Genomic DNA, 18,662 nt, shown 5'->3' with positions numbered 1-18,662 from the left:
CAGCACTTGAGTTTTTATATTGAAAATCTTCGGATATTCTGCTAAAATTTACTATATGAAACGACTATACGATGTGCAACAGTTGCTAAAACGCTTTGGTATTATCATCTATATGGGCAATCGTCTCTATGACATCGAGATGATGCAGATAGAGCTCAATCGCGTTTATCAGGCTGGTCTTCTGGATAGGATGGACTACATGGAGGCCGAATTGGTCTTGCGACGGGAACATCGTTTGGAATTAGAGTATCAGAAATCAAGGGAGAATGAGTGATGGAAACATTTTGGGTATTTTTAGTATTTTTGGCAGTATTGGGAGCCTGGATGGGCTTTAATTACTGGAGATTGCGTCGTGCAGCGACTGTGATTGATAATGCAGAATTTGCAGAAAAGATACACGGAGGTCAGTTGATTGACCTGCGAGACCCGAGTGAGTTTAATCGTAAGCATATCTTAGGTGCGAGAAATATTCCTTACCAGCAATTGCGCCAGTCTACAGCTGCTTTGCGTAAGGACAGACCTGTCTTAATCTATGAGAATGATCGTGGTCAGTTGGTAACGCCTGCAGCCCTTCATCTGAAGAAACAGGGCTTTAACGAAATCTATATTTTAAGTTATGGTCTAAACGGATGGAATGGTAAGGTAAAAACGACTAAGTAGCATTGTCAGTAGGCTAGAGTATTTTCTTATGCAATAAGACGGAAAAGGGCAAAAAATATGGAAAAGAAATTTGAAAAGTTGTCATTGGCAGAAATTGGCATTATTTCTTTTATGGGACTTATTTTATTGATTAGCTTAGGCGCTAGTTGGTATAAAAATGCTCAAAGCGAAACAAGTGATACAAAGACAGTACAGCAAGTGCCCAATCAGAAAAAAATGGTTGATACATTATTTCAGGATGCTGAGAATGCTGTCATTGTATTAGAAGGAACACATACTGAAGAGAAACTTGCAGAGGCACAATCTGCAGTAAACAAGGTTACGGATGCGACTAAAAAAGCAGCATTACAGAAACGGATTGACCAAGTAAAAGAGCTAGTGGGACAGCAGACAGATGCTCAAACACAGGCTAAGCTAAAAGCGGAGTTGGTCAGGGCGGAAGCAACCCAAAAAGTAGCTGATGAGAAAAAAGTATCAGAAACAGGGACTAGTCAATCAACGGACCTTGCTGAAGCTAGTGAGACCTCACAAAAATCCTATGTAGTGCCTAATCAAAATATATATGGAAATCAAGGTGTGAGTTCAACAAGCCAGTATACAAGCAGCGTGGCGTCAACTAGTACAAGTACTTCAGTGCCTCCGACTAGTGAAGGAGCACCTGTGGTAGAAACTCCAACAGTTTCTGAAACACCGGCGGAAACGACGGATTCAACAACTAGCCTGGTTGAGTCAGTAGAAACAGTTCCAACAGCTGACGAGAGTTCGCCAGATAATCCGTAGGCTTTTTAGCTACGGGGTGTATTAGCATACTGGAAAAAATAGCTATTTGTATTTCAACATCAATTTTTTCTTGTAACGATCTAGTTTAATACATACGATAAGAGTGAGGAATTTCGCGTAAAACAGAATTTCCTTGCTTTTTATTTTTATCATTTTATTGAATAATGTGAGAATGATTTCTTGCTATAGCGGTTGAGAGCATATTTGATAGGAGGATGAAAAAGTTGGTGCAAAAAGGAAAGCAGAACAAAGTGCACTTGGTTTCAGCAACGAGCTTCATTTTTTGCTATAATATACCTTATGAGAATTGTATCGGGAAGCTATGGTGGAAGGCCACTGAAAACGTTAGATGGAAAAACAACCAGACCGACATCGGATAAGGTCCGTGGAGCCATGTTTAATATGATTGGTCCCTATTTTGAGGGGGGGAGAGTTCTTGACTTGTACGCCGGCAGTGGTGGTTTATCTATCGAGGCTATATCTCGTGGCATGGAGTCAGCAGTTCTGGTTGAGCGAGATCGACGAGCACAAGCCATTATCCGTGAAAATATTGCAATGACTAAGGAAGCAGATAAATTTCAGCTTCTAGCAATGGAAGCTAGACAGGCTTTGAACAGTGTGGAAGGGCCTTTCGACCTGGTATTCTTGGACCCTCCTTATGCAGAGCAGGAAATTGAAGATGTGATAACAGAACTTTGTCACCGTGACTTACTAGCAGATGATGTTATGGTAGTCTGCGAAACGGATAAGGCGGTCTCTCTTCCGGAGGAAATAGCAGAGCTGGGGATATGGAAAGAAAAACTCTACGGAATTAGTAAGGTAACAGTATATGTCAGATAAGATTGGATTATTTACGGGCTCATTTGACCCCATTACCAATGGACACTTGGACTTAATTGAACGAGCGAGTGGACTATTTGATAAATTATATGTGGGAGTTTTTACCAATCCTAAAAAGGCAGGACTCTTGACGGGCTTGGAGAGAAAAGCCATTTTGGAGAAGCTTTTTGTAGGAATGGAGAATATCGAGGTCGTTCTGTCTGAAAATGAATTGGTAGTCGATGTAGCTAAGCGCTATGGAGTAACACATTTGGTCCGAGGATTGCGTAATGCGACCGATTTGGAATATGAGTCAAGTTTTGATTTTTACAATCGTCAGTTGGCGCCAGATTTGGAAACTATTTATTTAATCGCCAAGCCAGAGCTTAAGTTCGTATCATCCAGCCAGGTTCGAGAATTGCTGTATTTCAAACAGGATATAGGCCCTTATGTTCCAGAAATTGTTAGTGAGGAGATTAGAAAGAATGAAGAAAAATAGGAAGTTAACCTTAATTGCATCTATTGTTTTAGGAACTCTTTTGATTTGGTTTGCCGTTTTTGTTCGTCTGCCTTATTATTTGGAAAGTCCAGGTGGAGCTGCCGATATTCGTCAGGTACTAACGGTGAACAATCAAATAGACCAAGAGGATGGCTCTTACAACTTCACCTATGTATCAGTCCAACAAGCTACAGCTTTACAACTATTCGCTGCTCAGTTTGATCCCTATACGACAGTTCGTTCCTCTGAAGAGATGACAGGAGGGGCTGACAATGAAGAGTATTTTCGTATAGCACAGTTTTACATGGAGACATCGCAAAATATGGCGAAGTACCAAGGTTTGACCTTGGCAGGAAAAGAAGTCAATCTTGATTTCTTTGGTGTCTATGTACTTGCCTTGGCGGATGATTCGACCTTTAAAAAAGTTCTTAATATTGCCGACACTGTTGTGAGTATCAATGGAAAAACATTTGAGTCTTCTCCTGATTTGATAAAATATGTGAGTGGCTTGGAACTTGGAAGTGATGTAACAGTTGGTTATATTAGCGCTGGTCAGGAAAAATCTGCGGACGGTAAGATTATCAAACTGTCTAATGGCAAAAACGGGATAGGCATCACTCTCGTAGATCATACAGAGGTTCAAAGTTCGGTTCCGATTGATTTCCAAACGGGAGATATTGGTGGTCCAAGTGCTGGTCTGATGTTTACACTTGCCATCTATACTCAACTCGCAGAGCCTGACTTACGTGATGGTCGAATTATTGCTGGTACGGGGACTATCGAGCAGGATGGAAAAGTAGGTGACATTGGTGGGGCTGATAAGAAGGTTATTTCAGCAGCTAAGTCAGGTGCAAGTATCTTTTTCGTACCAAATAATCCAGTTGATGTGGAAGTTTTGAAGGAAGATCCAAAGGCTAAAACCAACTATGAGGAAGCTAAAGAAGCTGCGGAGAAAGCAGGATTGGATATTGAGGTAGTTCCTGTGAAAACTGTTCAAGAGGCTATTGATTATTTGAAGAAAACGAAGGGCGAGTAAATCGTCCTTTTTTGCTAGAGAATAATATTATAATTGTCAGAAATTTCTCCTAAATGGTAAAGTAGGAGAATTTCCAGATAAATCGTGTTATAATGATAAGGTTAAGTGTGAGAATTTAGATTCTGACCAGATAGATTATTAATCAAATGATTTTTACGTATGAAGATTTTATAAGATAGGAGGACAAATGAAAAAAGAAATTTCACCTGAAATGTATAACTATAATAAATACCCTGGCCCGAGTTTTGCTCGTGTCGGAGATAAGGTTGTATCTGAAAATATTGAATTGGACCTTTTGGAAGATTACAAGAATGCTTTTGACCAGACGATTTTTGGTCAACGTTTTTCACAACTCATGCTCAAGTTTGATTATATTGTGGGAGATTGGGGCAATGAGCAGCTGAGATTAAGGGGATTCTATACAGACGATAAAAATGTTAAATCAGACTTAAAAATCAGCCGCTTGGACGACTATTTGACGGAGTATTGTAATTTTGGTTGTGCTTATTTCGTCTTAGCCAATCCGAATCCACAAGACTTGCCTGCTGAGGAGGAGGATAGACCGCGTCGGAAGCGGAGTCGTTCTCGCAATCGGAACAGAAATCAGCAGCGGACGGAGCCTATTGCGCCAAAAGAAAACAAAAGTAATCGCAATGACCGTCAGAAAAAAGGGAAGCAGCAAAATAAACAGTCGGAACAGCGTCATTTTACTATGAAGAATGCTGGTGTTAAGGCGAGTCAAACGGAGCGTTCTCAAAAACGTGAGCGTAAGCAGAGCAAGCGTGAGATGAATGAAGTGAAGCGTAACTTTGTTATCCGCCAGAAATAGGGAGAAATATGAAACCATCAATTTATGCATTTAGTCAAGCCAATCTGGTTGATTGGATTTTAGAAAACGGAGAGAAGAAGTTCCGTGCCACTCAAATTTGGGAATGGCTTTACCGTTCTCGTGTTCAATCCTTTGCGGAAATGACCAACTTGCCAAAATCTTTGATTGAAAAGTTGGAAGAGAATTTTGTAGTTAACCCGCTCAAACAACGGATTGTACAGGAGTCTAAGGACGGCACTATCAAATACCTCTTTGAACTGCCAGATGGCATGTTGATTGAGACAGTTCTTATGCACCAGCACTATGGTCTTTCTGTCTGTGTAACGACACAAGTTGGCTGTAATATCGGCTGTACATTCTGTGCATCTGGATTGATTCCTAAGCAACGTGACTTGACTAGCGGTGAGATTGTGGCTCAGATTATGTTGGTACAAAAGTACTTGGATGAGCGCAATCAGAATGAGCGTGTTAGCCATATCGTTGTGATGGGGATTGGTGAGCCGCTTGATAACTACGATAATGTTATGACCTTCTTGCGAGTGGTTAATGACGACAAGGGCTTGGCAATTGGTGCCCGTCACATCACTGTTTCGACGTCAGGTTTAGCACCAAAAATCCGTGACTTTGCACGTGAAGGTGTCCAAGTTAACTTGGCTGTCTCACTCCATGCGCCAAATAACGACCTTCGTTCGAGCATTATGCGGATCAACCGCCGTTATCCAATCGAGGTCTTGTTCGAGGCAATCGAAGACTATATCAAGGTGACCAACCGCCGTGTGACCTTTGAGTACATCATGCTTAATGAGGTCAACGATGGAGTGGAACAGGCACAGGAATTAGCTGATTTGACCAAGAACATCCGTAAATTGTCTTATATCAACTTGATTCCTTATAACCCAGTTAGTGAACATGACCAGTACAGTCGTTCAACCAAGGAACGTACTCTTGCTTTCTTTGATGTTTTGAAGAAAAATGGTGTTAACTGTGTCGTTCGTCAGGAACATGGTACAGATATTGATGCTGCCTGTGGTCAATTGCGTTCCAATACGCTCAAGAAAGATCGTGAAAAAGCTCGTGCTCGTATTGCAGCCGCAAAAGCAAAGGCAGGTATTCGAGCATGAGAAAATTCTTCCAAGCAGATGGAAACTTGACCAAGCTAGGAAGACAGATTTGTAAGACCTTAGCTGGAGCCTATGCTCTGGCTATTGTTTTACTTTGTTTCCTACCACAGACTTGGTACCCACAGTATAAGGATTTCTCGACCCCAGGAATTATTCAAATCGGCCGTCTCTATCTTTTACCAACTCCTTTCAACAGCATCGTCAACGGGGACAAGGTAGATAGTTTGGCGGACCTAGGGTGGATTTTCTTGCAAAACATCACTAATATTTTTCTACTTTTCCCTCTGATTTTTCTTCTTTTGTTTCTTAGGGAAGAATGGCGGAGCCTTCGAGCGGTGATTTGTTATAGTTTTTGCATGAGCCTGTTTATTGAGTCTACCCAGTTATTACTAGACCTACTGATTGATGCGGGGCGGGTATTTGAAGTGGATGACCTCTGGACCAATACACTTGGTGGTGTTTTGGCTTATCTACTATTTGTACATCTTCAAAAATGGATCATCAAGTTTATAGTTTAGACTGTGAAGAGAATCAGATAATCAGGTTTGCGATTATTGAGTGAATTTTCAAATTTTTTAGAAAATTTCAAAAAAACACTTGACCTTTTCTAAATTATGACGTATAATTCTATGTAATCAGAAGAAGTAGTAAATGGTTTAGCTTTAGAGAGTCTATGGGTGGTGTGAATAGATGCTAGAAGTTTATGAAATGGACTGATACCAAATGTAGGAAATATTTTCAATATCATTTTCTGGTTTACGTTTGGGTAAGTGAATTCGAAACAATGAGAATTCGGTCCGCACCCCTTATCGTGCGCCTCCTTGTTAGAGGAGAAAAAGTTATGGACTTTTCTAGTCGAGTCCATAAGTGAGGTGGCACCGTGTCATTGACGCCCTCGCATACTGTTTTTCAGTATGCGGGGGCTTTTCCATTGTCTTTTAAGACATTACGAGGTAAGCAATATGAAACGATGGCGAAGCAATTAGGTAAAACAAGAACGAAACAATGTATCATAATATTTTAGTTATTAAAAAATAGAAAGAGGAAAGAATATGGCAGAAAAAGGTTATTTTGGACAATTTGGTGGTAGTTTTGTACCAGAGCAAATTCAGGTTTTGTTGGACCAATTGGAAGAAATGTTTGAAATCTACCGTAATGATCCAGAGTTTATTGCAGAATACCAAGGCTATTTAAAGGATTATGCAGGTCGTGAAACACCCCTCTATTTTGCAGAATCCTTGACGAAAGAGCTAGGTGGTGCCAAAATTTATCTCAAACGGGAAGATTTGAATCACTTGGGTTCCCATAAATTGAATAATGTATTGGGGCAGATTCTTCTGGCGAAACGCATGGGTAAAACGCGTGTTATTGCGGAAACTGGTGCTGGTCAGCACGGCGTCGCAACGGCTGCTGTTGCGGCACGATTTGGCTTGGGGTGTGATGTTTATATGGGGGCTGAAGATGTCAAACGCCAACGCCTCAATGTTTTCCGTATGGAGATGATGGGTGCGCGTGTTCATGCTGTTACAGATGGAACGCAAACCTTGAAAGAGGCAGTAGATGCTGCATTCGGTGCTTGGATGGCAGATTTAGATGCTTTCTATGTATTGGGCTCTGCAGTTGGACCTCACCCTTATCCAACCATGGTCCATGAATTCCAGAAGATTATTAGTGTAGAATCTCGTCGTCAGATTTTGGAAAAAGAAGGCCGCTTGCCAGACTATGTCATTGCCTGTGTGGGTGGTGGTTCCAACGCCATTGGTGCATTTTCTCAATATTTACCAAATGAATCTGTTCAGTTGATTGGTGTAGAAGCTGCTGGTAAAGGTGTTGATACAGAACTACATGCAGCTACCATGACTAAGGGAACGGTTGGTGTGGTTGATGGGATGAAGACTATCTCCCTCTTTGATGAAAATGGTGGAGTTGCACCTGTTTATTCCATTTCAGCAGGCTTGGACTATCCAGGCGTTGGACCAGAACATGCCCACTATAAGGAAACTGGTCGTGTTCATTATGTCGCAGCAACAGATGATGAGGCTGTTAATGCCCTTTTGACCTTAAGTCGTACAGAAGGAATTCTTCCAGCCATTGAATCTTCTCATGCGATTGCAGAAGCTATTCGATTAGCACCACAACTAGATAAAGATAAAATCATTATTATCAATGTTTCCGGTCGAGGAGACAAGGATGTGGCGGCTATTGCGGATTATTTGGAGAATAGATAAAAGAAATCCCCTGACGGTTGCATATCGTCAGGGGTTATTTGTTATTTCCAAAAATCATCAAAAATCGTGATTGGCAGGTGGCGTTTGTGAGCAGTTTTGTTCCACCATCCTTCGATAATGGTTTGGGATTGAGGGTCGATGGTTTTGCCTTCGAGATAGTCGTCGATTTGGTTATAGGTAACACCGAGAGCGACTTCATCAGCCAGACCTGGCTTGTCTTCTTCCAAGTCCGCAGTAGGGACTTTTAGGTAGAGTTTTTCATCTGCCCCCAGTTCGGCTAGAAGCTGTTTTCCTTGGCGTTTATTGAGGCGGAAGAGGGGGAGAATATCTGCACCACCATCACCGTGCTTGGTAAAGAAGCCGGTAATATTTTCAGCTGCATGATCGGTTCCAATCACAGCTCCTTTGCGTTCACCGGCAACTGCATACTGGGCAATCATGCGCATGCGGGCTTTAGCATTTCCCTTATTAAAATCAGACATAGCAAGTCCATTTGCATTGACTGCAGCCACCATGGCATCTGTTGATTCCTTGATGTTGATGGTTAAGCTGACATCTGGTTGAATAAAGGCTAGGGCTGCTTGGGCGTCGGACTCGTCAGCTTGCACGCCGTAAGGTAGGCGGATAGCGATAAATTGATAAGAATCGTCACCCGTTTCCGTCCGCATTTCTTCCATAGTCAGCTGGGCCAAACGACCAGCCAAGGTCGAGTCTTGTCCACCCGAAATTCCCAAAACGTAGGTTTTCAAAAATGGGTGTTTTTTCAGATAGTCTTTGAGAAAGTCGATGGAGCGACGGATTTCTTCTTTGGGGTCAATGCTTGGCTTGACACCTAGTTCCTTGATAATGGTTTCTTGTAGGGTCATAACATACCTTTCTTAGATGGATTTGGTCTGAGTTTGTTTGCGAATACGATTGATGAGGTTCATCTTATTATCCCAAACATCTTGTGCCAAGTCGACTGGATAGAGCTGAGGGTTGAGCACACGTTTGTATTCATCCCAGAGTTTATCAAATTCTTGATTGGCATAGGTTTGAATTTCCGCTAGGCTTGGAAGTTCATAGACCTGTTTTCCTTTTTCGAAAATAGGAACTAGGAGAGGACGTGCATCAAAGTTCTCGATGGTTTTATTGATGTAGGTGTAAGTTGGATGGAACATATAGATATTATCCATCTGTGTGACGTCAGTGTCCGCAAAGGTGATGTAGTCCCCTTCTGATTTTCCTTTTTCTTTGGAGGTGATGCGCCAAACCTGTTTCTTACCAGGAGTGGAGACTTTTTCCGCATTAGAAGACAGCTTGATGGTGTCACGCATATGTCCATCTTCATCTTCGATGGATACAATCTTGTAGACAGCGCCCAAGGCAGGCTGGTCGTAGGCGGTGATGAGTTTGGTACCAACTCCCCAGACATCAATTTTTGCCTTTTGCATTTTGAGGTTGAGGATGGTATTTTCATCCAGGTCATTAGATGCGTAAATCTTCGCATCTGTAAAACCTGCATCATCTAATTGCTGACGAACTTTCTTGGAAATATAGGCCATATCGCCTGAATCAATCCGAACCCCTTTGAAGTTAATCTTATCTCCCATTTCTTTGGCAACCTTGATGGCTGCTGGAACACCAATACGAAGCGTATCATAGGTATCAACGAGGAAGACACAGTCATGATGGGTTTCAGCGTAGGCTTTGAAAGCCTTGTAATCATCTCCGTATGTTTGAACCAAGGCGTGGGCATGGGTACCAGCTACAGGGATGCCGAAGATTTTGCCAGCTCGAACATTGGAAGTCGCAGATGCTCCACCAATAAAGGCTGCTCGAGTACCCCAGATAGCAGCATCCATTTCTTGGGCACGGCGAGTGCCAAATTCCATCAAGGGCTCATCTTCAATGACAGCCTTGATACGGCGAGCCTTTGTAGCAATTAGGGTTTGGTAGTTGACGATGTTTAAGAGGGCAGTTTCGATTAGTTGGCATTGTGCCAATGGTCCTTCGATTTGAAGAATGGGTTCGTTAGCGTAGACTAGGTCGCCTTCCTTAGCCGAACGGACAGTGAGAGTCATTTCCAATTGGGACAAGTAATCAAGGAAATCCTGCGGATAACCTAGTTCTGTCAGATAGTCAATGTCTGTCTGGCTAAAGCTGAGATTGTTGAGGTAGTTTACAACGCGTTCCAAACCGGCAAATACAGCGTAGCCATTTTTAAAAGGTTGTGAACGGAAATAGACTTCGAATACAGCGTGTTTATTGTGGATGTTTTGGTCAAAATAGACCTGCATCATGTTGATTTGATAAAGGTCGGTATGCAGGGTTAAATTGTCATCCTTAAATAGTGTCATAACGTTTCTCCTTTTGCCTTCCGCTCAAGAAGGCACTCCAATTATTTTGATGGAGTAGAACTCTAATATGCCTTCTATTATAACAAAAAAATCGAGAAAAACTCGATTTAGAGAGTGATATTGATGACTAGACTGGCTAAAAATAGAAAAGGAACATAAGGGAGGGATTTTGGTTTAAAGATAAAAAAGATTGCCAGTCCAAAGATGGAACTAAGCTGAATAATCCAAAGAATTTCTGTAAAGCCAAACAAAAGAGACAGACTTGCTAGATAGAGAAAGTCGCCAGAACCAATATTGATTTGCCATTTTTCAGTCAGATAGGCCAAGAGTAAAAAGCCACAGAAAAGCCAGTTGAGCTGGGAGAGCACCAGAGCTATAAAAGTAAAAATGAGCCAGACAGCAAAAGGATATTCCTGATGTTTGATGTCGTAAATGGTCAAAACTAGTCCTGCCAAGATGAGAATGGTTTCGGTTAGGTTTAGGACTTGAAAATGGCAGAGCAGGACCAATAGACCAGCTAAGAACTCCAGTCCCAGATACCAATAAGGAATTTTCGCCTTGCAGTAACGGCATTTAGATTTTGTGGAAAGTTGGGACAGGATTGGTATGAGATCCCAAGCTTTTAGCCGTCGTTTGCAGGCATTGCAGTGACTAGAGGGGGCGATAATGGACTGTTCAGGGAAACGGTCGATGACCAATCCCAAGAAGGAGCCGATAGAAGCTCCAAGGAAAAATAGGATAATTGTCTTCATACCTATTTATTCGTATTTGGGCAGGGAAAATGTGAAGCTTTTTAAAATTTTTTACAAAATTTCGATGGTGCTTTGGATAATACCGAAGGTGATAAGAGAATTCCGTATTTTTGCTTTGGTCTTGTCTGCTACAGCAGGATTTGTCAGTTTGACCGTCACAGTCGCACAATGTTCATATCCATCCATGGTCCAGACATTCAGTTGAGTGATTTCGTGGACATTTTCAAGAGCCAGGAGGACTCCTTTCACTTCTTCAAGGTTTACTCCTTGCGGACTTGTTTCAAGTAGAATCTTGACATTGTTCCAGGCTTTTGGCAGGGCTTTGGAGAGGATGAAGATAGCAATACAGAGCGAGAGAAGTGGGTCTAGAAAGTACCAATCAGTAAATTGAAGAATGATGGAAACAAGGATGACCGCCAGCCATCCCAAAATATCCTCTAAAAAGTGCAAGCTGAGAATGGATTCATTATGGCTATGGCCATTTTTTACAATACGGGAAGCAAGGAAATTGATGATGACAGCGATAATCCCAAGTGCCAGCATCCCAGCTTGATTGACAGGCTGGGGATGGAAAAGATTGGGAATGTTTTCCACAAGGATTAAGCTGGAGCCGATAATCAGAATGCTAGAAGTCAAGAGAGCGGCCAAAATATTCCATCTCTTGTAGCCAAAGGGATAAACCCTATCAGCAGGTTTGTTGGCATAGGTTTGCATGATGGCAGAGCTTCCGATGGCGAGAGCGTCACCCAAATCATGAACAGCATCTGCTAAGATGGCACTGGAACCAAAGATCCAACCAAAGATAAACTCGATGATAGAAAAGCTGAGATTGAGGAGAAAAGCGATAAATGTATTTTTAGAAGATGACATGAGATTCCCTTTCTGTGTTATACTGTTTATAGGTTTATTATGTACTGTAATGAGCCGAAAAACTAGAAACAAGAGAAACGGTTTGTCTTTTTCTGAACAAATTGTTTGAAATGTACGAAAAATGGATAGACGAATTGCAAAAACAAAAAGAGCTATTTTTCAGGCTTTTTTGACCTTATTAAATGATAAAGGTTATGATGACATGCGCGTGCAGGATGTTATTGACCTGGCAGATGTGGGGCGTTCCACTTTCTATGCCCACTATGCCAGTAAGGAAGCACTGTTAGAAGAACTTTGTCACGACCTCTTTCATCATTTATTTACAGGTCGTGAAGATGCGGATGTGAAGACTTTGTTGGCCCATATTTTCAAACACTTTCGAACCAATCAAGATCGTGTTGCCAGCCTTTTATTGTCCCGCAATGCCTATTTTCTAAGAGAACTGGAAGCGGAGCTGAAACACGACATTTTTCCAAAAGTGGTTGAAGACTACATGCAGGACAAGGGGAATCTTCCAGAGGATTTGCTGGTGCATTTTGTTGTGACCACTTTTGTGGAGACGGTCAGCTGGTGGTTGCAGCAACGCAAAAAGGTGGACGAAGCCACCTTGACCGAATATTATGTAAGATTATTAGCTTAAGGAGTGAAAATGCTTAGACCTTTACACATGGCCCATGCCTTTTTAGATGAAATATTAACAGACCAGGACCTAGCGGTCGATGCGACTATGGGAAATGGCCATGACACGCTATTTTTAGCCCAGAGAGCAGGAAAAGTCGTGGCCTTTGATATTCAGGAACAAGCCCTGACCACAACGGCTGAAAAACTAGAAAAAGCTGGCTTGACCAATACCCAATTGGTTTTGACAGGGCACGAAAACCTAGACCAGTATGTGGAGGAGTGTAAGGCAGCGATTTTTAATCTAGGCTACCTACCTTCTGCGGATAAGTCTGTCATTACCCTGCCTGCAACCACCCTTCAAGCCATTGAAAAAATTCTTGACCGACTTGTTGTTGGAGGTCGCTTGGCAATCATGATTTATTATGGTCACGAGGGTGGAGCTCTTGAGAAGGATGCGGTTTTAGACTTTATCAGCCAGCTAGACCAAACCGTCTTTACTGCCATGCTCTACAAACCGCTCAACCAAGTTAATACCCCACCGTTTTTGGTCATGGTAGAACGATTAAAATCCAGCTCAATCTAGGGCTGGATTTGTTTTTTATAATATGGGCTTAATGAACAATCTTCCCTCACCCAAGTCAATCAATTCCACCTGATTGCCATAAAAATCGCTGAGGAGTTCAGGTGTCAGGATATCTTGTTTTGCTCCCTGTGCCAAGACTTTCCCATCTTTGAGCAGGAGGACATGGGTGAAATTGTCAGTGATTTCTTCAGCGTGATGGGTGACGTAGATAATGGCAGGAGCTGTTGGGAGCTGGCAGATGTGGTCGATGTGGTGGAGTAAGCGTTCGCGTGCCAAAAGGTCCAAGCCTACAGTAGCTTCGTCTAAAATCAAAATAGCCGGCTCTTCCATCAAACTTCGGGCGATCAGCAGGAGTTGGCGTTCTCCTTGTGACAAACTAGCATAGGTACGACCAATCAAGTGATCAGCCTTGATGGTTTTGAGCATGTCTATGGCTTCATCCAATTCAGCTTGACCGTATTCACGATAGAGGATGGAGGATTTGTACTTTCCGGTCAGGACAATCTGCTCAGCTGTTAAATCAATGGGAAAGCGTTCGGCAAGGAAAGAACCAACGACCCCAATCTTAGTGCGTAGGCTAGGAATATCTCCCTTACCAAACTCCACTCCAAGAACAGTCAGATCACCAGAGGTCTTCCAAAACTCAGCCATTAAAATACGAAGGAGGGTTGACTTTCCAGCTCCATTTAGCCCTAAAATAGCCCAACGCTCTCCTTTTCTAAATTCCCAGTTGATGTCTTCTAAAATAGTTTTACCTTGTCGTTTATAGTGGACATTCTTCATCGAAATAATCATAGTTGCTCTCCTATTCCTTTTGATTATTGTAACATAAACAGACATGAGGGACTAATTATAACAAGAAATATGTTAAATTTTAGAATTTGTGGTATAATAGGAATGTTATAAATTTTATTATAGGAGAACATCATGGAAGACCCTGGTAGTCAGACCATCTATTTACAACTGTTAATTTTATTCTTATTGACTCTGTTCAATGCCTTCTTTTCAGCCTCAGAAATGGCCCTTGTATCCCTCAATCGTTCTCGAGTGGAACAAAAGGCCGCAGACGGTGAGAAGAAGTATATTCGCTTGCTTCAAGTTTTAGAAAATCCTAACAATTTTCTATCAACCATTCAGGTCGGTATTACCTTCATCTCCATCCTTTCAGGTGCCAGCTTGGCTAATGATTTGGGAGCTGTATTTGCCAAATGGATGGGGAATTCAACAACAGCGCAAACCGCAGGATACTGGCTTGCACTGGCTATGTTGACCTTCGTTTCAATCGTTCTTGGCGAATTGTACCCTAAGCGGATTGCCATGAATATGAAGGAAAATCTGGCGGTAGTCACTGCACCAGTGATTATTTTCCTTGGAAAAATTGTTAGTCCGTTCGTGTGGTTATTATCAGCTGCAACGAATCTTATCAGCCGTATTACTCCTATGAATTTTGATGATGCGGATGAGCAAATGACACGGGATGAAATTGAATATATTTTGACAAAGAGTGAGAAAACCTTAGATGCCGAAGAAATCGAAATGCTTCAAGGTGTGTTCTCTTTAGATGAGCTGATGGCACGTGAAGTAATGGTTCCCCGTACGGATGCTTTCATGGTGGATATTGAGGATGATACAGCAACCATCATGGCAGCTATCCTCAAGCAGAATTTTTCACGTATCCCTGTTTATGATGGCGATAAGGACAATATCATTGGTCTGATTCATACCAAGAAAATCTTGTCAGAAGCTTTCAGTAATGGCTTTGACAATCTCAACATCCGCCGCATTATGCAGGAGCCTCTCTTCGTTCCTGAAACGATTTTCGTGGATGATTTGTTGACATCATTGCGAAATACCCAAAATCAAATGGCCATCTTGTTAGATGAGTATGGTGGAGTTGCAGGTCTGGTCACTTTAGAAGATCTGCTAGAAGAAATTGTTGGGGAAATCGATGATGAAACGGATAAAACAGAAATTTTTGTCCGTGAAATTGCTGAGAATACCTATATTGTTCAAGGAAACATGACCCTTAATGACTTCAATGAGTATTTTGATACGGAGCTAGAAAGCGATGATGTTGATACCATTGCTGGCTATTATTTGACTGGAGTTGGAACCATTCCAAGTCAAGAAGAAAAAGTGACTTTTGAGGTGGACAGTAAAGAGCATCACTTAGTTCTGATTAATGATAAAGTGAAAAATGGTCGCGTAACAAAATTAAAACTCTTGATTACACCACTGGAGAAAGAAGAAACCGATAAGGACTAGGGCAACCTAGTCTTTTAGCTTTTTTCTTGCGGAAGGTGATATAGTCAAGTGAATTAGAAACAGGACACATCTAAGTTTGTCAATTTAAGAACTCTAAAGTTATTTTAGGAGTGGGTTATTAACACTATAACTTAAAACTGTCCTTTTCCTAATTCAAACAGCTATAGTTATGAAAGAAAAAAAGTAAATGATAGAAGCGTTTTCATTTTTGTGGTATACTATTCTTATTAAGTGATGAGGTTGAGATGATGACAGAAATTGATTATCGTAAGGTTACTGGATTGGTTCATTCAACAGAGAGTTTTGGTTCTGTTGATGGACCTGGTGTGCGTTTTGTGATTTTTATGCAAGGTTGCCATATGCGGTGTCAGTATTGCCATAACCCAGATACTTGGGATTTGGTCAATCCTGCTGCAACAGAGAGGACTGCAGAAGATGTGCTCAATGAAGCCCTGCGTTTTCGTATGTTTTGGGGAAAAGAAGGTGGTATTACTGTTTCTGGTGGCGAGGCGACCATTCAGATAGACTTTTTGATTGCTCTCTTTACCTTGGCAAAAGAAAAAGGTATCCATACTACTTTGGATACCTGTGCGTTGACTTTCCGTAAGACAGAGCGTTACTTGGAAAAATATAGTCGGCTTATGGAAGTAACAGACTTGGTGCTCCTTGATATTAAGGAAATGAATCCTGAGCAACACCGCATTGTGACAGGTCATAGTAACAAGACTATTTTAGAATGTGCTCAATATCTATCAGACATTGGTAAGCCTGTTTGGATTCGTCATGTTTTGGTCCCTGGCTTGACAGACCGAGATGAAGACTTGATTGAGCTGGGAAAATTTGTCAAAACCCTTACCAATGTAGAGCGGTTTGAAGTCTTGCCTTATCACAATCTTGGCGAATTTAAGTGGCGTGAATTAGGAAGACCTTACCCACTAGAGGGGACCAAGCCACCGACAAAAGCACGTGTAGAAAATGCAAAAGCATTAATGGAAACGGAGTCCTATCAGGAGTACTTGAATAGAATTAAGGGATAAACGTGAGAGGTCGGAGATTGATGCGAAAAAGATTTAATGTGTTAGGGACAAGTATCGCCTGTCTCTTGTTTATTGGGCTTATGCTAGGCTTGTTCTTTTTGGGAGAGCGAACACAAAAGGAGCAAACCAAAGTTGTAACGACATCGTCTAGCCAAGAAATATCTGCAAGGGACAAAGTGATTGCAAATTATCTAAATCAGATGACCTTAGAAGAAAAGGTTGGACAGATGATTTTTGCTCGAATGCCATCTGCAGGACAAACTGAGGCATTGGAAACCTATCATTTTGGGGGCTATATCTTATTTGCAACTGATTTTGAAGGTAAGACACTGGAGCAGGTTAAAGAAGAAATTGCTTCTTATCAATCACTTTCAAAAGTGCCGCTATTAATGGCTTCAGATGAGGAAGGTGGGATGGTAACTCGGATTAGTCAACTTCTGGAAACACCTTTTGCATCACCTTTGGAATTGTACCAATCTGGCGGCATTGAGGCGATTTTGTCGGACGCCAAGCAGAAGACCAGTCTTTTAAAGGAAGAGGGAATCTGTGCAGGCTTCTACCCAGTTGCTGATTTATCCACCGATCCATCGTCTTTTATCTACGATAGGACCATTGGACAGGATGCGAAAACCACCGCAGACTATATTGGTCAATTGGTTTCATTGTTGAAAGTGGAACAATTTGCTTCGACCTTGAAACATTTCCCGGGTTATGGGGACAATGCAGATTCGCATACGGATTTGGTCTATGACAACCGTAGTTTAGAAGAATTACGGGCTAATGATTTTCTCCCCTTTAAGGCTGGTATTGAAGCAGGAGCTGATTCCATTATGGTCAGTCACAATATCGTACCTGCCATTGATGATGTCCCATCATCCATTTCACCTGAAATCAATAAAATCCTTCGGAATGAGCTTGGTTTTGAGGGTGTCATTATAACGGATGATTTTGATATGCAGGGATTGGTCCAATTTGTAGATCAAGATACAGGTGCCTTGCAGACCATTCAAGCTGGGACAGATATGATTTTGTCTTCAAGCTATGCCAGTCAAATTCCTTATATTATCGAACAAGTAAAGGCTGGAACTATAACAGAGGAGCGGATTGACCAATCCGTCAAACGGATTTTGGGAATGAAATATGATCTTGGCTTAATCAAATAAACAAAGAAAGGGAGCGGGAAAGAACTCGACTGGTCAAAAAAAGAGTTCGTCTTCCCGCCCCCGCACAGTTGATTAGGTTAGATTTGGAGTGTAAAACACGAACAAATCTACCAATCAACCACTGCGCTGAGATGTTGACACGAACCCTGAGAAGCGAGGTTGGTCTTTTTGCCCAGCCTCTTTTCGTATTATTCTAAAACAAGCTTAGTTTTTATACCATCCACATCGACAAAGGCTACGCTATTGTCTAGTCTTTGAAGGTTTAGGTTTGCAGCAATGGCACGATTCAAGGTTGCTTCAAAAGCTTCTTGATTGGAATAGATGACCGTATAGTAGGCAAGGCCTGGCATCCCTTCTGTCCGTGTTTGGAGATGTTTGCCACCCCATTCATTGACAGCCAGGTGGTGATGGTAGTCGCCAGAAGCTAACCAGGCTGCAGATGGGACGGAGAATTTATCCTCGACAGCTAGGACTTCTTGGTAAAATCGGCTTGAAGCAGCGCTTTCTCGGACGGACAGGTGGACATGCCCCATGCGACTGCCAGCAGGCATCTGATAGTCTGCGTCAGCTTTTTTCCCTAAAGCATAGATCGCTTCAGCGTCCATAGGCTCAGTAATGCCGACGATACGGCCGTCCGGGCGGACATCCCAAGAGTCTTGCGGCAGGTCGCGGTAAATTTCGATGCCGTTGCCTTCGGTGTCGGCTAGGTAAATGGCTTCGCTGTAACCGTGGTCGCTGGCCCCTTGGAGGGGAATCTTATTGTCGATAAAGTGGCGGAAAATGGTGCCTAAGTCCTCTCGGCTAGGTAGGACAATGGCCAAGTGGTAGAGTCCGTAGCTGTGGCTGACTTCGCCTTTCTGATCTGTTTGAATCAGGCGGACAAGGGTGGTTTTTCCAACGCCAAGATCAATCTGTTTAGAGTTTTCAGTCAGAACTTGGAGACCCAATACCTGCTGGTAAAACAGGCTTTGGAGTTCCAGATTGCGGACATTGAGGGCAACATGGCCCAGCTCAAATTGGGAATTGTACATAGGAATACCTGACTTTCTGATACAATTTA

21 protein-coding genes are annotated in these 18,662 nt (G+C 42.2%); 15 read left to right on the top strand and 6 right to left on the bottom strand.

Annotated elements, in window-relative coordinates; translation table 11 throughout:
• Window positions 1-55 precede the first annotated feature (55 nt).
• The 10 genes from PHA78_RS09280 (at window position 56) to trpB (ending at window position 7,972) form a co-directional block, all read left to right on the top strand.
• A complete protein-coding gene (locus tag PHA78_RS09280) occupies window positions 56-274 on the top strand; it encodes a YqgQ family protein (protein WP_024375849.1) in 219 nt (72 codons plus the stop codon).
• The gene (locus PHA78_RS09275; RefSeq protein WP_004194735.1) at window positions 274-660 is read left to right on the top strand and encodes a rhodanese-like domain-containing protein; all 387 of its coding nucleotides are present in this window, start codon (window positions 274-276) and stop codon (window positions 658-660) included. Before PHA78_RS09280 ends, PHA78_RS09275 begins: the two co-directional genes overlap by 1 nt.
• A gap of 57 nt (window positions 661-717) precedes the next feature.
• Window positions 718-1,440 carry a hypothetical protein gene (locus tag PHA78_RS09270; protein ID WP_044690649.1) on the top strand — a complete coding sequence of 241 codons (723 nt, stop codon included), beginning with the start codon at window positions 718-720 and terminating at the stop codon, window positions 1,438-1,440.
• 300 nt (window positions 1,441-1,740) lie between these two features.
• Window positions 1,741-2,280 carry a 16S rRNA (guanine(966)-N(2))-methyltransferase RsmD gene (rsmD, locus tag PHA78_RS09265; protein ID WP_099778722.1) on the top strand — a complete coding sequence of 180 codons (540 nt, stop codon included), beginning with the start codon at window positions 1,741-1,743 and terminating at the stop codon, window positions 2,278-2,280.
• Window positions 2,270-2,758, top strand: coding sequence for a pantetheine-phosphate adenylyltransferase (gene coaD, locus PHA78_RS09260; protein ID WP_002939048.1), 489 nt, complete (start codon window positions 2,270-2,272; stop codon window positions 2,756-2,758). Before rsmD ends, coaD begins: the two co-directional genes overlap by 11 nt.
• Window positions 2,745-3,794, top strand: coding sequence for a SepM family pheromone-processing serine protease (locus PHA78_RS09255; protein WP_024375851.1), 1,050 nt, complete (start codon window positions 2,745-2,747; stop codon window positions 3,792-3,794). Before coaD ends, PHA78_RS09255 begins: the two co-directional genes overlap by 14 nt.
• A 187-nt stretch (window positions 3,795-3,981) precedes the next feature.
• Window positions 3,982-4,623, top strand: a complete 642-nt coding sequence (locus tag PHA78_RS09250) for a YutD family protein (RefSeq protein WP_014638483.1) — start codon at window positions 3,982-3,984, stop codon at window positions 4,621-4,623.
• A gap of 8 nt (window positions 4,624-4,631) precedes the next feature.
• Window positions 4,632-5,744 carry a 23S rRNA (adenine(2503)-C(2))-methyltransferase RlmN gene (gene rlmN, locus PHA78_RS09245; protein ID WP_024418607.1) on the top strand — a complete coding sequence of 371 codons (1,113 nt, stop codon included), beginning with the start codon at window positions 4,632-4,634 and terminating at the stop codon, window positions 5,742-5,744.
• A complete protein-coding gene (locus PHA78_RS09240; RefSeq protein ID WP_044767267.1) occupies window positions 5,741-6,262 on the top strand; it encodes a VanZ family protein in 522 nt (173 codons plus the stop codon). The genes rlmN and PHA78_RS09240 overlap by 4 nt, the downstream gene beginning before the upstream one ends.
• A gap of 534 nt (window positions 6,263-6,796) precedes the next feature.
• Window positions 6,797-7,972, top strand: coding sequence for a tryptophan synthase subunit beta (gene trpB / locus PHA78_RS09235; protein ID WP_272158071.1), 1,176 nt, complete (start codon window positions 6,797-6,799; stop codon window positions 7,970-7,972).
• 41 nt (window positions 7,973-8,013) lie between these two features.
• On the opposite strand, the gene nadE is transcribed toward trpB, so the two are convergent.
• The 4 genes from nadE to PHA78_RS09215 all read right to left on the bottom strand — a co-directional run bounded on the left by nadE (window position 8,014) and on the right by PHA78_RS09215 (window position 11,933).
• Entirely contained in the window at window positions 8,014-8,838 is an 825-nt protein-coding gene (nadE, locus tag PHA78_RS09230; protein ID WP_024378114.1) for an ammonia-dependent NAD(+) synthetase, read from the bottom strand.
• Between the two features lie 12 nt (window positions 8,839-8,850).
• Entirely contained in the window at window positions 8,851-10,311 is a 1,461-nt protein-coding gene (locus tag PHA78_RS09225) for a nicotinate phosphoribosyltransferase (protein ID WP_099806785.1), read from the bottom strand.
• Between the two features lie 107 nt (window positions 10,312-10,418).
• Window positions 10,419-11,063 (bottom strand): prepilin peptidase, encoded by a 645-nt coding sequence (locus PHA78_RS09220; protein WP_272158069.1) that lies wholly within the window; start codon window positions 11,061-11,063, stop codon window positions 10,419-10,421.
• Window positions 11,064-11,114: 51 nt separating this feature from the next.
• Complete coding sequence (locus tag PHA78_RS09215; RefSeq protein ID WP_272158067.1) at window positions 11,115-11,933, bottom strand: cation diffusion facilitator family transporter; 819 nt, start codon at window positions 11,931-11,933, stop codon at window positions 11,115-11,117.
• Between the two features lie 121 nt (window positions 11,934-12,054).
• Here PHA78_RS09215 and PHA78_RS09210 point away from each other — a divergent pair, with 121 nt between their 5' ends.
• Together PHA78_RS09210 and PHA78_RS09205 are read left to right on the top strand one after the other, a co-directional pair.
• Entirely contained in the window at window positions 12,055-12,573 is a 519-nt protein-coding gene (locus tag PHA78_RS09210) for a TetR/AcrR family transcriptional regulator (RefSeq protein ID WP_024378110.1), read from the top strand.
• 9 nt (window positions 12,574-12,582) lie between these two features.
• Complete coding sequence (locus PHA78_RS09205; RefSeq protein ID WP_024378109.1) at window positions 12,583-13,137, top strand: tRNA (mnm(5)s(2)U34)-methyltransferase; 555 nt, start codon at window positions 12,583-12,585, stop codon at window positions 13,135-13,137.
• 15 nt (window positions 13,138-13,152) lie between these two features.
• Here the strand turns inward: PHA78_RS09205 and PHA78_RS09200 are convergent, their stop codons facing one another.
• On the bottom strand, window positions 13,153-13,932 hold the full coding sequence (locus PHA78_RS09200; protein ID WP_272158064.1) for an ABC transporter ATP-binding protein: 780 nt from the start codon (window positions 13,930-13,932) through the stop codon (window positions 13,153-13,155).
• A 132-nt stretch (window positions 13,933-14,064) separates the two neighbouring features.
• Here PHA78_RS09200 and PHA78_RS09195 point away from each other — a divergent pair, with 132 nt between their 5' ends.
• The 3 genes from PHA78_RS09195 to PHA78_RS09185 all read left to right on the top strand — a co-directional run bounded on the left by PHA78_RS09195 (window position 14,065) and on the right by PHA78_RS09185 (window position 17,602).
• A complete protein-coding gene (locus PHA78_RS09195; RefSeq protein WP_024375864.1) occupies window positions 14,065-15,402 on the top strand; it encodes a hemolysin family protein in 1,338 nt (445 codons plus the stop codon).
• Between the two features lie 245 nt (window positions 15,403-15,647).
• Complete coding sequence (gene pflA / locus PHA78_RS09190) at window positions 15,648-16,439, top strand: pyruvate formate-lyase-activating protein (RefSeq protein WP_272158063.1); 792 nt, start codon at window positions 15,648-15,650, stop codon at window positions 16,437-16,439.
• Window positions 16,440-16,459: 20 nt separating this feature from the next.
• Window positions 16,460-17,602 (top strand): glycoside hydrolase family 3 protein, encoded by a 1,143-nt coding sequence (locus tag PHA78_RS09185; protein WP_272158062.1) that lies wholly within the window; start codon window positions 16,460-16,462, stop codon window positions 17,600-17,602.
• A 188-nt stretch (window positions 17,603-17,790) separates the two neighbouring features.
• On the opposite strand, the gene PHA78_RS09180 is transcribed toward PHA78_RS09185, so the two are convergent.
• On the bottom strand, window positions 17,791-18,633 hold the full coding sequence (locus PHA78_RS09180) for a VOC family protein (RefSeq protein WP_272158061.1): 843 nt from the start codon (window positions 18,631-18,633) through the stop codon (window positions 17,791-17,793).
• Window positions 18,634-18,662 lie beyond the last annotated feature (29 nt).

The sequence above is a fragment of the Streptococcus sp. HN38 genome (assembly GCF_028335765.1).
In the GTDB taxonomy this organism is placed as follows: Bacteria; Bacillota; Bacilli; order Lactobacillales; family Streptococcaceae; genus Streptococcus; species Streptococcus suis_P.
The sequence above is the reverse complement of the archived record's forward strand: the minus strand, read 5'-3'. Positions and strand labels throughout refer to the sequence as shown.

Bases quoted from the DNA above. Each gene is read 5' to 3' on its own strand.
- nadE (WP_024378114.1), bottom strand. From the start codon at position 8,838: ATGACCCTACAAGAAACCATTATCAAGGAACTAGGTGTCAAGCCAAGC.
- PHA78_RS09195 (WP_024375864.1), top strand. From the start codon at position 14,065: ATGGAAGACCCTGGTAGTCAGACCATCTATTTACAACTGTTAATTTTA.
- rsmD (WP_099778722.1), top strand. From the start codon at position 1,741: ATGAGAATTGTATCGGGAAGCTATGGTGGAAGGCCACTGAAAACGTTA.
- trpB (WP_272158071.1), top strand. From the start codon at position 6,797: ATGGCAGAAAAAGGTTATTTTGGACAATTTGGTGGTAGTTTTGTACCA.
- PHA78_RS09255 (WP_024375851.1), top strand. From the start codon at position 2,745: ATGAAGAAAAATAGGAAGTTAACCTTAATTGCATCTATTGTTTTAGGA.
- pflA (WP_272158063.1), top strand. From the start codon at position 15,648: ATGATGACAGAAATTGATTATCGTAAGGTTACTGGATTGGTTCATTCA.
- PHA78_RS09225 (WP_099806785.1), bottom strand. From the start codon at position 10,311: ATGACACTATTTAAGGATGACAATTTAACCCTGCATACCGACCTTTAT.
- PHA78_RS09205 (WP_024378109.1), top strand. From the start codon at position 12,583: ATGCTTAGACCTTTACACATGGCCCATGCCTTTTTAGATGAAATATTA.
- PHA78_RS09220 (WP_272158069.1), bottom strand. From the start codon at position 11,063: ATGAAGACAATTATCCTATTTTTCCTTGGAGCTTCTATCGGCTCCTTC.
- PHA78_RS09200 (WP_272158064.1), bottom strand. From the start codon at position 13,932: ATGATTATTTCGATGAAGAATGTCCACTATAAACGACAAGGTAAAACT.
- PHA78_RS09180 (WP_272158061.1), bottom strand. From the start codon at position 18,633: ATGTACAATTCCCAATTTGAGCTGGGCCATGTTGCCCTCAATGTCCGC.
- PHA78_RS09240 (WP_044767267.1), top strand. From the start codon at position 5,741: ATGAGAAAATTCTTCCAAGCAGATGGAAACTTGACCAAGCTAGGAAGA.
- PHA78_RS09250 (WP_014638483.1), top strand. From the start codon at position 3,982: ATGAAAAAAGAAATTTCACCTGAAATGTATAACTATAATAAATACCCT.
- PHA78_RS09215 (WP_272158067.1), bottom strand. From the start codon at position 11,933: ATGTCATCTTCTAAAAATACATTTATCGCTTTTCTCCTCAATCTCAGC.
- coaD (WP_002939048.1), top strand. From the start codon at position 2,270: ATGTCAGATAAGATTGGATTATTTACGGGCTCATTTGACCCCATTACC.
- PHA78_RS09270 (WP_044690649.1), top strand. From the start codon at position 718: ATGGAAAAGAAATTTGAAAAGTTGTCATTGGCAGAAATTGGCATTATT.
- PHA78_RS09280 (WP_024375849.1), top strand. From the start codon at position 56: ATGAAACGACTATACGATGTGCAACAGTTGCTAAAACGCTTTGGTATT.
- PHA78_RS09210 (WP_024378110.1), top strand. From the start codon at position 12,055: ATGGATAGACGAATTGCAAAAACAAAAAGAGCTATTTTTCAGGCTTTT.
- rlmN (WP_024418607.1), top strand. From the start codon at position 4,632: ATGAAACCATCAATTTATGCATTTAGTCAAGCCAATCTGGTTGATTGG.
- PHA78_RS09185 (WP_272158062.1), top strand. From the start codon at position 16,460: ATGCGAAAAAGATTTAATGTGTTAGGGACAAGTATCGCCTGTCTCTTG.
- PHA78_RS09275 (WP_004194735.1), top strand. From the start codon at position 274: ATGGAAACATTTTGGGTATTTTTAGTATTTTTGGCAGTATTGGGAGCC.